This window comes from Pseudomonas sp. WPR_5_2 (genome assembly GCF_003634475.1).
Lineage (GTDB): Bacteria > Pseudomonadota > Gammaproteobacteria > Pseudomonadales > Pseudomonadaceae > Aquipseudomonas > Aquipseudomonas izuensis.
This window is the reverse complement of sequence record NZ_RBLA01000004.1, coordinates 457,587-471,035: the sequence shown is the minus strand read 5'-3', so window position 1 is coordinate 471,035 and position 13,449 is coordinate 457,587. Positions and strand designations below refer to the sequence as shown.

The 13,449-nt window shown below is 59.6% G+C and carries 14 protein-coding genes; 5 read left to right on the top strand and 9 right to left on the bottom strand.

Annotation, left to right across the window (positions count from 1 at the left end; all coding sequences use genetic code 11):
- Positions 1-92: 92 nt before the first annotated feature.
- Together BJ917_RS17795 and BJ917_RS17790 are read right to left on the bottom strand one after the other, a co-directional pair.
- Positions 93-476 carry a PaaI family thioesterase gene (locus BJ917_RS17795; protein ID WP_096513917.1) on the bottom strand — a complete coding sequence of 128 codons (384 nt, stop codon included), beginning with the start codon at positions 474-476 and terminating at the stop codon, positions 93-95.
- Positions 476-2,800, bottom strand: a complete 2,325-nt coding sequence (locus tag BJ917_RS17790; RefSeq protein ID WP_096513916.1) for a Tex family protein — start codon at positions 2,798-2,800, stop codon at positions 476-478. The genes BJ917_RS17795 and BJ917_RS17790 overlap by 1 nt, the downstream gene beginning before the upstream one ends.
- 362 nt (positions 2,801-3,162) lie before the next feature.
- Here BJ917_RS17790 and ompR point away from each other — a divergent pair, with 362 nt between their 5' ends.
- Positions 3,163-3,903, top strand: coding sequence for a two-component system response regulator OmpR (gene ompR / locus BJ917_RS17785; protein ID WP_096513915.1), 741 nt, complete (start codon positions 3,163-3,165; stop codon positions 3,901-3,903).
- A 114-nt stretch (positions 3,904-4,017) separates the two neighbouring features.
- Positions 4,018-5,331 carry an ATP-binding protein gene (locus BJ917_RS17780; RefSeq protein WP_096513914.1) on the top strand — a complete coding sequence of 438 codons (1,314 nt, stop codon included), beginning with the start codon at positions 4,018-4,020 and terminating at the stop codon, positions 5,329-5,331.
- Positions 5,332-5,469: 138 nt separating this feature from the next.
- On the opposite strand, the gene rimK is transcribed toward BJ917_RS17780, so the two are convergent.
- Together rimK and BJ917_RS17770 are read right to left on the bottom strand one after the other, a co-directional pair.
- Positions 5,470-6,375 carry a 30S ribosomal protein S6--L-glutamate ligase gene (gene rimK / locus BJ917_RS17775; protein WP_020795792.1) on the bottom strand — a complete coding sequence of 302 codons (906 nt, stop codon included), beginning with the start codon at positions 6,373-6,375 and terminating at the stop codon, positions 5,470-5,472.
- On the bottom strand, positions 6,372-6,833 hold the full coding sequence (locus tag BJ917_RS17770; protein WP_170948612.1) for an ATP-dependent zinc protease: 462 nt from the start codon (positions 6,831-6,833) through the stop codon (positions 6,372-6,374). The genes rimK and BJ917_RS17770 overlap by 4 nt, the downstream gene beginning before the upstream one ends.
- A gap of 233 nt (positions 6,834-7,066) precedes the next feature.
- Between BJ917_RS17770 and BJ917_RS17765 the strand changes: the two genes are divergently transcribed.
- The 3 genes from BJ917_RS17765 to BJ917_RS17755 all read left to right on the top strand — a co-directional run bounded on the left by BJ917_RS17765 (position 7,067) and on the right by BJ917_RS17755 (position 10,388).
- Positions 7,067-7,471 (top strand): RNA-binding S4 domain-containing protein, encoded by a 405-nt coding sequence (locus tag BJ917_RS17765; RefSeq protein ID WP_096513913.1) that lies wholly within the window; start codon positions 7,067-7,069, stop codon positions 7,469-7,471.
- Positions 7,472-7,764: 293 nt separating this feature from the next.
- Positions 7,765-8,667 (top strand): Hsp33 family molecular chaperone HslO, encoded by a 903-nt coding sequence (gene hslO, locus BJ917_RS17760; protein ID WP_096513912.1) that lies wholly within the window; start codon positions 7,765-7,767, stop codon positions 8,665-8,667.
- A gap of 179 nt (positions 8,668-8,846) precedes the next feature.
- Complete coding sequence (locus tag BJ917_RS17755; protein ID WP_096513911.1) at positions 8,847-10,388, top strand: phosphoenolpyruvate carboxykinase; 1,542 nt, start codon at positions 8,847-8,849, stop codon at positions 10,386-10,388.
- Positions 10,389-10,448: 60 nt separating this feature from the next.
- On the opposite strand, the gene BJ917_RS17750 is transcribed toward BJ917_RS17755, so the two are convergent.
- The 5 genes from BJ917_RS17750 to BJ917_RS17730 all read right to left on the bottom strand — a co-directional run bounded on the left by BJ917_RS17750 (position 10,449) and on the right by BJ917_RS17730 (position 13,093).
- Positions 10,449-11,303 (bottom strand): EamA family transporter, encoded by an 855-nt coding sequence (locus BJ917_RS17750; protein WP_096515601.1) that lies wholly within the window; start codon positions 11,301-11,303, stop codon positions 10,449-10,451.
- Positions 11,304-11,346: 43 nt separating this feature from the next.
- Positions 11,347-11,700, bottom strand: coding sequence for a DUF1493 family protein (locus BJ917_RS17745; RefSeq protein WP_121103962.1), 354 nt, complete (start codon positions 11,698-11,700; stop codon positions 11,347-11,349).
- 241 nt (positions 11,701-11,941) lie between these two features.
- Positions 11,942-12,241, bottom strand: a complete 300-nt coding sequence (locus tag BJ917_RS17740; RefSeq protein ID WP_121103961.1) for a hypothetical protein — start codon at positions 12,239-12,241, stop codon at positions 11,942-11,944.
- Positions 12,242-12,577: 336 nt separating this feature from the next.
- A complete protein-coding gene (locus BJ917_RS17735) occupies positions 12,578-12,745 on the bottom strand; it encodes a hypothetical protein (RefSeq protein WP_254007495.1) in 168 nt (55 codons plus the stop codon).
- A 57-nt stretch (positions 12,746-12,802) separates the two neighbouring features.
- On the bottom strand, positions 12,803-13,093 hold the full coding sequence (locus BJ917_RS17730) for a hypothetical protein (RefSeq protein WP_121103960.1): 291 nt from the start codon (positions 13,091-13,093) through the stop codon (positions 12,803-12,805).
- Positions 13,094-13,449 lie beyond the last annotated feature (356 nt).

Below are 13,449 nucleotides of genomic sequence, written 5' to 3'. Positions count from 1 at the left end.
GACACACCGCCTTCGCGAGCAGGCTCGCTCCCACAGGAAACTCCGGCGCTGCGGTCACAGCGCCGAAATTACCTCAAATTGATGGCGACTAGCTACAGGACAGCGAACGTGCCTTGTGCTTTTGCGACCAGTTTGTCGCCTTGCACCACATCGGCTTCGACCACCAGCGTGCGGCGGCCCGGGTGGATCACCCGCGCCGTGCACATCACCTCGCCGTCGGCGACGGCGCGGATGTAGTTGATCTTGCACTCGATGGTCGCGCTCTGCTGGTCAAAGCCGTGGGTGCTGGAGCAGGCCAGTCCCATGGCAATGTCCACCAGGCTGAACAACGCCCCGCCGTGCAGTTTGCCGGCGCGATTGCGCAGCTCCGGTTCCAGCACCAGGGCGACTTGCGCCACCCCGGTTTCCAGGCTGTGCAAGCGGCAGCCCAGCAGCTTGAAGAACGCGCTTTCGGTATACCCCGCAGGGATCTCCATCAGCGTTTCTTCAACTGCTTGGCGTTGGCGAACAGCGAAGCCATGGCGTTATTGGACGGAGCCGCCGCCGTGGTTTCCTTGCGCGGTGCAGTGTTCTGGGACTGGCGTGGCGCCGACCCCGGACGTGCACCGCGAGCGCCGTCGATTTTCTCGCCCGGGGTGTCGCTCATGCGCATCGACAGGCCCACGCGTTTACGCGGGATGTCGACTTCCATGACCTTCACTTTCACCACGTCACCAGCTTTGACCGCTTCCCGTGGATCTTTGATGAACTTCTCGGAAAGTGCAGAGATATGCACCAAACCGTCCTGATGCACGCCGATATCAACGAATGCGCCGAAGTTGGTCACGTTGGTCACCACGCCTTCGAGGATCATCCCCAATTCCAGGTCCTTGAGATCTTCGACGCCTTCCTGGAACTCGGCGGTCTTGAACTCCGGACGTGGGTCGCGACCCGGTTTTTCCAGCTCTTGCAGAATGTCGGTAACAGTCGGCAGGCCGAAGGTTTCGTCGGTGTATTTCTTCGGGTCGAGGCGCTTGAGGAACGCGGCGTCGCCGATCAACGAGCGAATATCACGGTCGGTCTCGGCGGCAATACGCTGTACCAGCGGATAGGCTTCCGGGTGCACCGCCGACGAGTCCAGCGGGTTCTCGCCGTTCATGACGCGCAGGAATCCGGCGGCCTGTTCGAAGGTTTTTTCACCCAGGCGTGCGACTTTCTTCAGCGCGGCACGGGTTTTGAACGCGCCGTGCTCGTCGCGGTGGCTGACGATGTTCTGCGCCAGGGTTGCGTTGAGGCCGGAGATTCGCGCCAGCAGCGCCACGGAAGCGGTGTTCACGTCCACGCCGACGGCGTTCACGCAGTCTTCGACCACAGCATCCAGGCCACGGGCCAGTTTCAGTTGCGACACGTCGTGCTGGTACTGGCCGACGCCGATGGATTTCGGATCGATCTTCACCAGTTCCGCCAGCGGGTCTTGCAGGCGACGGGCAATCGACACGGCGCCGCGGATCGACACATCGAGGTCGGGGAATTCCTTCGACGCCAGTTCCGACGCCGAGTAAACCGATGCGCCAGCCTCGGAGACCATGACTTTGGTCATCTTCATGGCCGGGTATTTTTTGATCAGCTCGGCGGCCAGTTTGTCGGTTTCACGGCTGGCGGTGCCATTGCCGATGGCGATCAGGTCCACCGAGTGCTTGGCGCACAGCGCCGCGAGTATCGCGAGGGTCTGGTCCCACTTGTTGTGCGGCACGTGCGGGTAAACCGTGGCGTGATCCAGCAGCTTGCCGGTGGAGTCGACCACGGCGACCTTGCAGCCGGTGCGCAGGCCCGGGTCGAGGCCCAGGGTGGCACGCGGGCCGGCCGGGGCCGACAGCAGCAAGTCGTGCAGGTTGTGCGCGAATACGTTGATCGCTTCGGTTTCCGCGCCGTCGCGCAGTTCGCCCAGCAGGTCGGTTTCCAGGTGGGTGTAGAGCTTGACCTTCCAGGTCCAGCGCACCACTTCACCCAGCCATTTGTCGGCTGGACGGTTCTGGTTCTGAATGCCGAATTGCTGGCCGATCATGCCTTCGCACGGGTGCATGGTGCCCGGCAGTTCATCACCGACTTTCAGCGCGGAGCTGAGAATGCCTTCGTTACGGCCACGGAAAATTGCCAGGGCACGGTGCGAGGGCATGCTTTTGAGCGGTTCGTCGTGTTCGAAATAGTCGCGGAACTTGGCGCCTTCCTCTTCCTTGCCGGCGATCACGCGGGCACTGAGGGTGGCTTCCTGCTTCAGGAAGTTGCGCAGCTTGTCCAGCAAGCCTGCATCTTCGGCAAAGCGCTCCATCAGGATGTACTTGGCGCCCTCGAGGGCGGCCTTCACATCGGCCACGCCTTTCTCGGCGTTGACGAAGCGTGCGGCTTCGGCGTCTGGCGTCAGGCTCGGGTCGTTGAACAGACCGTCGGCCAGTTCGCCAAGGCCGGCTTCCAGGGCAATCTGGCCCTTGGTGCGGCGCTTCTGTTTGTACGGCAGGTACAGGTCTTCGAGGCGGGTCTTGGTGTCGGCGAGCTTGATGTCGCGTTCGAGTTGCGGGGTCAGCTTGCCTTGCTCCTGGATGCTGGCAAGGATGCTGATGCGCCGTTCGTCGAGTTCTCGCAGGTAGCGCAGACGCTCTTCCAGATGACGCAATTGCGTGTCATCGAGGCTGCCGGTCACTTCTTTTCGGTAACGGGCGATGAAGGGAACGGTAGAGCCTTCATCGAGTAGCGCGACGGCCGCTTCGACCTGTTGTGGGCGTACGCCGAGTTCCTCGGCGATGCGGCTGTTGATGCTGTCCATAAAACCACCTGACAAATTGTGAAAGCAGGCTCGCAGGCGCAGGGATTAGGGCCCGGCGAGTCTGGTTGAGCGGCCTGGCCTGCGCCGCTACCTGGATCAAAAGGTATCCCGTTGACCCGTGAAATCGAACAATTACTGCCGGCGCCATGAAAATAAAATGCGGCCGCCCGGCGTAACGATCAGACGTTGCCTGACACAAAAGGCCGCGCATTATAACCAGCGTTCCGCTCTTCGGGGGGTATCGCAGACTGTAGGCAAAATGCCCGGTTTTCTGGCGGTGAAGGAAAAATCTGCTAACAATGCACACGGTGCGTATATCGGCAGCTACGCCATAATGCGCGCCGAGATCAAAGGAGCATCCAATGAGCAGCACTGCAAACATTGCTGAAGGCGAAAAAATTCTTATTGTTGACGACGATCCTGGGCTCAGCAGCCTGTTGGAGCGTTTTTTCGTCAGCAAGGGCTATCGCGCCCGTGCCGTACCGAATACCGAGCAGATGGACCGCCTGCTGGCGCGTGAAGTGTTCAACCTGGTCGTCCTCGACCTGATGCTGCCCGGCGAAGACGGCCTGACCGCGTGCCGCCGTCTGCGTAGCGCGAACAATCAGATTCCAATCATCATGCTGACCGCCAAGGGCGACGAGCTGAGCCGAATCAAGGGCCTTGAACTGGGCGCCGACGATTACCTGGCCAAGCCGTTCAACCCGGACGAGCTGATGGCGCGTGTCAAAGCCGTTCTGCGCCGTCAGTCGGCTCCGGTGCCGGGCGCGCCGGGCAGCGAAGACGAAAGCGTGACGTTCGGTGACTACGAATTGTCCCTGGCCACCCGCGAACTCAAGCGCGGTGAAGAAGTGCACATGCTCACCACCGGTGAGTTCGCGGTACTCAAGGCACTGGTGATGAACGCCCGTCAGCCGCTGACTCGCGACAAACTGATGAACCTGGCCCGTGGTCGCGAATGGGATGCCCTCGAGCGTTCCATCGACGTGCAGATTTCCCGCCTGCGCCGGATGATCGAGCCAGATCCGTCCAAGCCACGCTATATCCAGACCGTCTGGGGCGTGGGTTATGTGTTCGTTCCGGATGGCACCGCCACCAAGTGATCGGTGATTTGCAAGAGCGGGTGGTGCGGGTAACGGTCATATGACCCTGCCCGCAGACTCGTGACCTGCAATATGCGAGCATCGCTCGCTCCTGCAAGCGTGTAGCGGTTACCCATGAAAACCCCGGTTTGGTTCCCCCAAAGTTTCTTCTCCCGCACCCTTTGGCTGGTGCTGATCGTCGTTCTGTTTTCCAAGGCGCTGACCCTGGTTTATCTGTTGATGAACGAGGACGTGCTGGTGGATCGTCAATACAGTCACGGCGTCGCCCTGACGTTGCGTGCTTATTGGGCAGCCGACGAGAACAACCGCGACAAGATTGCCGAAGCCGCGACCCTGATCAGGGTGGTGGGGGCCGGTGTGCCGGAAGGCGAACAACACTGGCCGTACAGCGAAATCTATCAGCGGCAGATGCAGGCCGAATTGGGTGCCGACACCGAGGTGCGATTACGCATGCACTCGCCACCGGCGCTGTGGGTCCGGGCGCCAAGCCTGGGCGACGGCTGGCTGAAAGTGCCGCTGTATCCGCATCCGCTGCGCGGTCAGAAAATCTGGAATGTACTTGGCTGGTTCCTGGCCATTGGCTTGCTGTCCACCGCCTCGGCGTGGATCTTCGTCAGCCAGCTCAACCAACCCTTGAAACGTCTGGTCTACGCCGCGCGGCAACTCGGCCAGGGTCGCAGCGTGCGTCTGCCGATCAGCGATACCCCGAGTGAAATGACCGAGGTGTATCGCGCCTTCAACCAGATGGCCGAAGACGTCGAACAGGCCGGTCGCGAGCGTGAACTGATGCTGGCCGGGGTGTCCCATGACCTGCGTACGCCGTTGACCCGCTTGCGGTTATCCCTGGAGCTGATGGGCGATCGCAGCGACCTGACGGATGACATGGTCCGCGACATCGAAGACATGGACGCGATTCTCGACCAGTTCCTGGCGTTCATCCGCGATGGCCGCGACGAATCGGTTGAAGAGGTGGACCTGAGCGACCTGGTCCGCGAAGTCGCTGCGCCCTACAACCAGGGTGAAGAGAAAGTGCGCTTGCGCCTGGAACCGATCCAGCCGTTTCCGTTGCGCCGGGTGTCGATGAAGCGGCTGCTGAACAACCTGATCGGCAACGCCCTGCACCACGCCGGCAGCGGAGTCGAAGTGGCTGCGTACGTGTCCGGTGATACCAGCGCGCCCTACGTGGTGCTGAGCGTCATGGATCGTGGTGCCGGGATCGATGCGTCGGAACTGGAAGCGATTTTCAACCCCTTCACCCGTGGCGACCGCGCCCGTGGCGGCAAGGGCACCGGGTTGGGGCTGGCGATTGTGAAGCGGATTGCTTCGATGCATGGCGGGAATGTTGAGTTGCGCAACCGTGAGGGCGGCGGGCTGGAAGCGCGGGTAAGGTTGCCATTGGGGTTGATGCTGCCTCGGGATGCGGTTTAAGAATTTGGCATTGTTGTCGAGGCTTAAGACCTCTTCGCGAGCAGGCTCGCTCCCACAGGGATCTTGTGAACGCTGAAAATCCATTGTGGGAGCGAGCCTGCTCGCGAAGGCGGCATCCCTGCCACTACCAAAGTTGAGTTAACCCTTGCCCTTGGTCCGCGTCATGTTCGGCCCGCCATTCTTCTCCAGATGCTCGATGATGATCCCCGCCACATTTTTGCTGGTGGTGGTCTCGATTCCTTCAAGTCCCGGTGACGAGTTCACTTCCATCACCAGTGGCCCGTGATTGGAGCGCAGGATATCCACCCCCGCTACCGCAAGCCCCATGACCTTCGCTGCACGCAATGCCGTCATGCGTTCTTCCGGCGTGATCTTGATCAGGCTGGCGCTGCCGCCGCGATGCAGGTTGGAGCGAAACTCGCCGGGTTTGGCCTGGCGTTTCATCGCTGCAATCACCTTGTCGCCAACCACGAAGCAGCGAATATCGGCACCGCCGGCCTCCTTGATGTACTCCTGAACCATGATGTTCTGCTTGAGGCCCATGAACGCCTCGATCACCGATTCCGCTGCCGTGGCGGTTTCGCACAGCACCACGCCGATGCCCTGGGTGCCTTCCAGCACCTTGATCACCAGCGGTGCGCCGTTGACCATTTCGATCAGGTCGGGAATGTCGTCCGGCGAGTGGGCAAACCCGGTAACCGGCAAGCCGATCCCACGGCGTGACAGTAATTGCAGCGAGCGCAGCTTGTCCCGGGAGCGGGCAATGGCCACCGATTCGTTGAGTGGAAAAACCCCCATCATTTCGAATTGGCGCAACACCGCACAGCCATAAAAGGTGACCGACGCACCGATTCGCGGAATCACCGCGTCGAAACCCTCCAGCGGCTTGCCGCGGTAGTGGATCTGCGGCTTGTGGCTGGCGATGTTCATGTAGGCGCGCAGGGTATCGACCACCACCATTTCATGGCCGCGTTCGGTACCGGCTTCGACCAGGCGACGGGTGGAATACAGACGCGGGTTCCGCGACAGCACAGCGATCTTCATGCAACACCTGTGGAGAGGGTAGATACCGGGAACACCGGCTTGTCTTGTACATATTTAATGCCCGGATTGACCACCAACTGGCCGTCGATCAGGGCTTTGGAACCGAGTAACAGGCGATAACGCATGGACTTGCGGCAGGCCAGCGTGAACTGGACCCGCCAGACCCGATCACCGAGGGCCAGGGTGGTGCTGATCACGTATCGCACCTGCGCGTGACCGTTAGAGCTTTTAATGGTTTTCATCGTCACCAGCGGCGCTTCGCAGCGGCGGTGACGCAATTGCACTACCGTGCCCAGGTGCGCAGTGAAGCGCACCCACTGCTCGCCGTCGCGGTCGAACGTCTCGATGTCCGTGGCATGCAGGCTGGAGGTGCTGGCACCGGTGTCGATTTTTGCCCGAAGGCCAGCGACTCCCAGATCAGGAAGCGCCACCCACTCGCGCAGACCGACAACGGTCAAATGGTCAAATGTCTTCAAAATTGCTCAACCGGTAGAAACCGCGGTGGCCGCAGGCGGCAGAATTCGCGGTATTCACGCAGAATAATGATTAAAAGGCGACAGATATCTACGGCCCGGATTTCCAGCTTCGCAATGAGGTTATGGAATGTCAGCATTGTAATCCGGGACGACGTAATTCTTGGTACGAGAGAACGGTAGTACAGTTCACCAATATTTCAGAACGAGGAAATCCCATGGCACAAAAAAACGAAGAGGACGATAAAGTCCGTCTCGATAAATGGTTGTGGGCCGCGCGGTTTTACAAAACCCGCGCCTTGGCCAAAGCGGCCATTGAAAGCGGCAAGGTGCATTGCCGGGGTGAACGTTGCAAACCAGGCAAGGAACCGCGCCTTGGCGATGAGTTCGTGATTCGCACCGGCTTCGATGAGCGTACGGTGGTGGTCCAGGCGCTGTCGATTGTGCGCCGTGGCGCCCCGGAAGCGCAGACCCTGTACGCTGAAACCGAAGCCAGCATCGCCAAGCGCGAGAATGCAGCGGCCGAGCGCAAGGCGGGTGCCCTGGGTGTGAGCACCGATGGCAAACCGAGCAAAAAACAACGGCGGGATCTGTTCAAGTTTCGTGGCAGCAGCAACGACTGACCGGCTGCGACTGGCCAGGCGAATCGCAGTCTCTGATCGGGACAGACTTGTAATTCCCCGAATGAGCAACCATATCGGGGGGATTCGCCAATGGCGCGTCGAGCGGTTGAACAGCCACTCGTCGAAAATCACCACAGTCTGCGGGCCATGAGCCATAACCAGAGAGCTGGCGCCGTCAGGGGCCTGTTCCTAAAATGCCGGACATGACCAGGCATTTGCGCACTCAAGGGTGTTGCCAATGCGTGATTTTCACCGTTGAAACCCTATTGTTACCCATTCAGATACCCAGACTTATGACCGACCTACCGGATTCCGACTTCACTCAACGCTTCATCTTCGATGACAGCGACACCCGTGGCGAGATGGTCTCGCTGGAGCTCAGCTACGCCGAAGTCCTGGCCAAACACGCCTATCCGGAGCCGGTCGCGCAACTGCTCGGCGAACTGATGGCGGCCGCGGCGTTGCTGGTCGGCACATTGAAGTTCGATGGGTTGCTGATCCTTCAGGCTCGCTCCGAAGGCCCGATCCCATTGCTGATGATCGAATGCTCCAGCGAGCGTGACATCCGTGGCCTGGCCCGTTATGAGGCAGACCGGATCGCCCCCGACGCGACACTCTCCGACCTGATGCCGGATGGTTCGCTGACGCTGACCGTCGACCCTAGGCAAGGCCAGCGCTACCAGGGTGTTGTCGACCTCGACGGCGAAAACCTGTCGGAGTGCTTTACCAACTACTTCGTCATGTCCCAGCAGATCGGCACGCGTATCAAGCTTTGCGCCGATGGCCGTCGCGCCCGGGGCATGCTGCTGCAGCAATTGCCTGCTGACCGCTTGAAAGACGAAGAAGAACGCGCCGCCAACTGGCAGCACCTCACCGCACTGGCCGGAACGCTGACTGCCGATGAGCTGTTGAGCCTGGACAACGAAACCGTGCTGCACCGCCTCTACCACGAAGAGCAGGTGCGTCTGTTCGACGTGCAGAAACTGCGCTTCCGCTGCAGCTGCTCACGCGAACGTTCGGCTAATGCTCTGGTCAGTCTGGGGATGGAAGACGCACAAAATCTGGTGGTAGAACACGGTGGCAAGATCGAAATCGACTGCCAGTTCTGCAACCAGCAATACCTGTTCGACGCCGCCGATGTCACTCAATTGTTCGCCGGCGCGGGTGTCGATACACCGTCAGATACCCGGCACTAAAACGGTTCAGCGCAGGTAAATTCACTGGTTAGTGCCGGAATAACGCCGTTACGACGGGAGGGCCCTACTCTTTTTGGGCTTTTCTGGCATAATCCGGGCCACTTTTTTCGCGGTAGTAGTGCACGACTTTCTACTACAAAACGTTTGGAGCACTCGGCCACTGGCCGACGGGGAACCTCATGACGCAAGCCAATAACGCCGTGTACACCGATCTGAGTGTTGATGATCTGGTTAAAGAAGCCCTGAACCGCGGTGAAGGCGAGCTTGCCGATACCGGCGCACTGGTTGTTCGTACCGGTCACCGTACCGGCCGTTCGCCAGTCGATCGTTTCATCGTTGAAGAGCCGTCCACCCAGGCCGCTATCGCCTGGGGCCCGATCAACCGCAAGTTCCCGGCCGACAAGTTCGATGCCCTGTGGGCTCGCGTCGAGGCGTTCAACAACGCGCAAGAGCATTTCGTTTCCCACGTCCACGTAGGTGCCGCCTCCGAGCACTACCTGGCTGTGAAGATGACCACCCAGACCGCCTGGCAGAACCTGTTCGGCCGTTGCCTGTTCATCAACCCGGCCCAGTACAACCCGGCGGGTCGTGAAGAGTGGCAGGTCCTGAACGTTGCCAACTTCGAGTGCGTACCAGAGCGTGACGGCACCAACTCCGATGGCTGCGTGATCCTCAACTTCGCCCAGAAGAAAGTGCTGATCGCTGGCATGCGCTACGCCGGTGAAATGAAGAAGGCCATGTTCTCGGTGCAGAACTTCCTGCTGCCGGCTGCTGATGTGCTGCCAATGCACTGCGCCGCCAACATCGGCGAAGAAGGCGACGTGACCCTGTTCTTCGGCTTGTCCGGTACCGGCAAGACCACCCTGTCCGCCGACGAAAGCCGTTACCTGATCGGTGACGACGAGCACGGCTGGGGCGAAGGCGTTGTCTTCAACATCGAAGGCGGCTGCTACGCCAAGTGCATCGACTTGTCCGAGAAGAACGAGCCGGTCATCTGGAAAGCCATCAAGCACGGCGCGGTCCTGGAAAACGTCGTTATCGATGACGCCAAGCACGCCGACTACGCTGATGTCAGCCTGACCCAGAACAGCCGCGCCGCCTACCCGCTGGAGCACGTTGCCAAGCGTTCCGAGAAGAACCTCGGTGGCGAGCCAAACGCCGTGATCTTCCTGACTTGCGACCTGACCGGCGTGCTGCCGCCAGTGTCGATCCTCAACGAAGAACAAGCGGCCTACCACTTCCTGTCCGGCTACACCGCACTGGTGGGCTCGACTGAAATGGGTTCGGGCAGCGGTATCAAGTCGACCTTCTCCACCTGCTTCGGCGCACCGTTCTTCCCGCGTCCGGCTGGCGAATACGCTGAACTGCTGATCAAGCGTATCCGTGGCTTCGGCTCCAAGGTTTACCTGGTCAACACCGGCTGGACCGGCGGTGGCTACGGCGTCGGCAAGCGCTTCAACATCCCGACCACCCGTTCCGTGATCGCAGCGATCCAGAGCGGTGCCCTGATCGGTGCCGAGACCGAGCACCTGGACACCATCAACCTCGACGTGCCACTGGCCGTACCGGGCGTTGAGACTGGCCTGCTGAACCCACGTAACACCTGGGCCGACAAAGCCGCCTACGACGAAGCCGCCAAAGCACTGGCCGGCCTGTTCATCGAGAACTTCAAGAAGTTCGAAGTGAGCGACGCGATCAAGGCTGCGGGTCCAAAGTTGTAAGTGTTGGTTTGAAACAATGAAAAAGCCGCCCTTCGGGGCGGCTTTTTTGTGCGCGACGTTTCAGGTTTTGAGGTGCAGCACAAACGCTCCGACCAACACCAGCACAACCCCCAGCACCTGTACTCTCCCCAGCCGTTCCTTGAAAAATACATACCCCAGAATCGCCGCAATCCCGCCCGACAACGTACTGATCACCGTCACCACCGAAACCGAACCCGCCACCGCGCCCCAGGCGAATGACGAGAAACCACCGAGGTTCATCAGGCTCGCGCCGGTCAACGTCAGGCAATTTTTCAACGGCGGGATTTTCAGACCGTCGTCGATCCTGAGGACGATCACCACCAACACAATCAGACCCACCAGATAAGCCAGCCAAAGCATCGTCACCGGCCCGAGTATCGGCAGGACGAAGCGGCCTTGTAGCCAGAAACTGGTGCCGTAAAACACTGCCGCCAGCAGCGCGTAGGCAATGGAACTGCTCGCTTGAGTGGTGTGTGGCACTTTCGGATCGGAGTGAATGCTGGAGAGGATCACGCCGATCACGCACAACGCGATACACAGCCACTGGAGCGGGCTGATCTGTTCTCCGCCTGCCCAGGACAGCAATGTCGTCACCACGCCGTAAGAGGTCACCAGCGGCGCCACAATCGAGGCTTTGCCGAGGGCGAAGGCCTTGGACAGCGCCAGGGCGCCAGACACGGTCAATACCGCGGCGGCGACACCGATCAGCCAGGTTTCGAGCGGCGCGGCCATCGACCGGAGAATGACGACGGGGAAGGCGATCAGCAACAGGCTCATGATGCTGAAGCCCAGCGCCTGGCCGAAGAAAACGGCGCGCTTGACGCCCACGGCGCGGGCATTCAAACCCACCAGAAAATCCGTGCCGCCCCAAAGCAGGGCAGCCAGCAAACCCATCAGAACGTCCACGTAATATCCTTATTGTTATACGCCGGGGACGTTAAAGGCCTTCAAGCTCCCGGGTGTCCCAGCGTTGAGCCTTGATAGCCCGGTAGAGCATGCCGATGGTCAATGGTTCCTTCTCGCCACGACCCTTGGCTTTGCGCTTCAGGAACACATCGTAGCCTTCGGGCTGGAAATAGCGATAACTGTCGTAATCCACGAAATCGATGGCGAACTGGTCTTCCAGGGTTTCGATCAAGTGTTGCGCATCGGCGCCGTTGCAGCCGAGGTCGAAATTGATCGAGGTGGTGAGGTGGATGGTTTTGCGTTCGGGCAGGCCGATTTCTTCGTGTAGCAACTGGATGAGCAGCTGCATGGTGGAGTCGTTGGGGAAGTTGGGGGCGAGGTGCATTGCGGGGTGTCCAGAGGAGGCTGGGGTAGAGCTTATTGGTCGTCGGTCATGAGTGGAAGGCCGGCGTTCCCCTCGTAAAATCTCATTCACCTCTTGCACGCTTTCCATTAGCTCATCAAAAAACTTGCTCATGGTTATCTCCAGTGCTTGATGACGGTTTTCGATTCGTTGCGTTTATCGGGGGCCGTTTTCGTTGCCTGATCGTTCCCAAGCAAAGAATGGGAACGATCTTCCATTGATGTCAGGCTGGGGCTTTCCAGTTAATCATGCGTTGTTGGGCAACTTTGAGCAGGTCACAGCCGTCCTGGGTCAGGAGATAGAGTGCGTGGGTGATGTGGGGAATATCTTCGACGCCACCGTCCTTGAAGTTTTGGCAGTGCAAGGTTTGGAGGAGGTCGCTGGAGGCCCGGACGCGCTGGAGGGCGGCTTCGAGGATGTCTTGGGGGTTGGCTGCTGTGTCGATGATCAGGGGGGAAGTGTCGGTGAGGTTGGTTTGGAGTGGCAGGTAACGTTCGTTGGTGAACGGATTCCATCTGTTCATTGTTGGTTATCTCTGAATGTATCGGCATGAACCACCACTACCGTGACCAAGCGGTGGAGGCGGACTGTGTTCAGGTTGGTCAAACCGGCAGAGATAACCCGGCACGCCGAGGCGTCCCAAACACAGCCGCCATAAAGCGTGCCGACACAAAAATATGTCGGCAGCATACAAGGGCATGCGCCAGTTATCTCTGTTTTTCAGGTGACCAAACCCGAGTCGCTGATTTTGCAGCGACAGCCAGGACTATAGGCGTGAGTCTGCTGGCTGCGGAAAGGCGACAAGGTGTCTTCTTTTGTAGGACCGTGCCGAAGCTTTGATAGGGCGTTGCTGACGGACTTATCTCTTCCGAAGATTCTCGCGTTTGATTGCCATCAATCGTTTGGCTTCTTCATCTGGAATGCTTGGACGAGGGTCGTTCAGGCTGGCTTGCACTTGTTCTCTGAACCATGCGTCGTAGGCTGCTTGTTCGAGAAGTTGTTGAGCGTCGGGCTTATTGTTTTTCATCAGGTCGACCGCGTTATCGTTCTTCGCGAGCAGGCTCGCTCCCACAGGGGAATATGGTCAGCCGGTGGTTTTGGGCAAGCGCTGCCGGGCGATGTCGAGCAGGTCGTTGCCGTCCTGGGTCAGCAGATACAGCGCGCTGACGATGTTGGGGATGTCGCTGCTGTCGGCCTGTTTGAAGCACAGGCAGTACAAGGTTTCGAGCAGGTCGCTGGCGGCGCGGATGCGTTGGCGGGCGGCGTCGAGGATCTCGAAGGGGTCGGCCTCGGTATCGATGACCAGCACGGCGGTTTCGCTGTAGCTGGTTTTGAGCGGGCGGTAGCGGTCGGTCAATGGGTCGGGGTTGTTCATTGGTTGGGTCCTGTGCGAATTCGGCGAGTCTTCCCGGCAGGCCGAGACACTGCTTTCAGCCGCGCCGGAGACTATAGAAGGGTGTGTTGTTGCGCGACAAGACGGCGGTGATGGACAGGTTTTGTAGGGCTTTTGTTGCTGATTGAGGAAGGGGACTACACGTCGGTGGAGGTTTTTTGTCGTGTAGGTGCCGATGGTAAAAATACCTACGGGATTGTCAGGTTGCGCGCAGTGATTCTCGCTTGCAGGGGCTTCAGAAGTGGTAGGGCATTTCGATTTTTGCGGCGAATGCGCAGGCCTCTTCGCGAGCAGGCTCGCTCCCACAGTGGGTTTGCGTCGTACACAATTTTTGTATT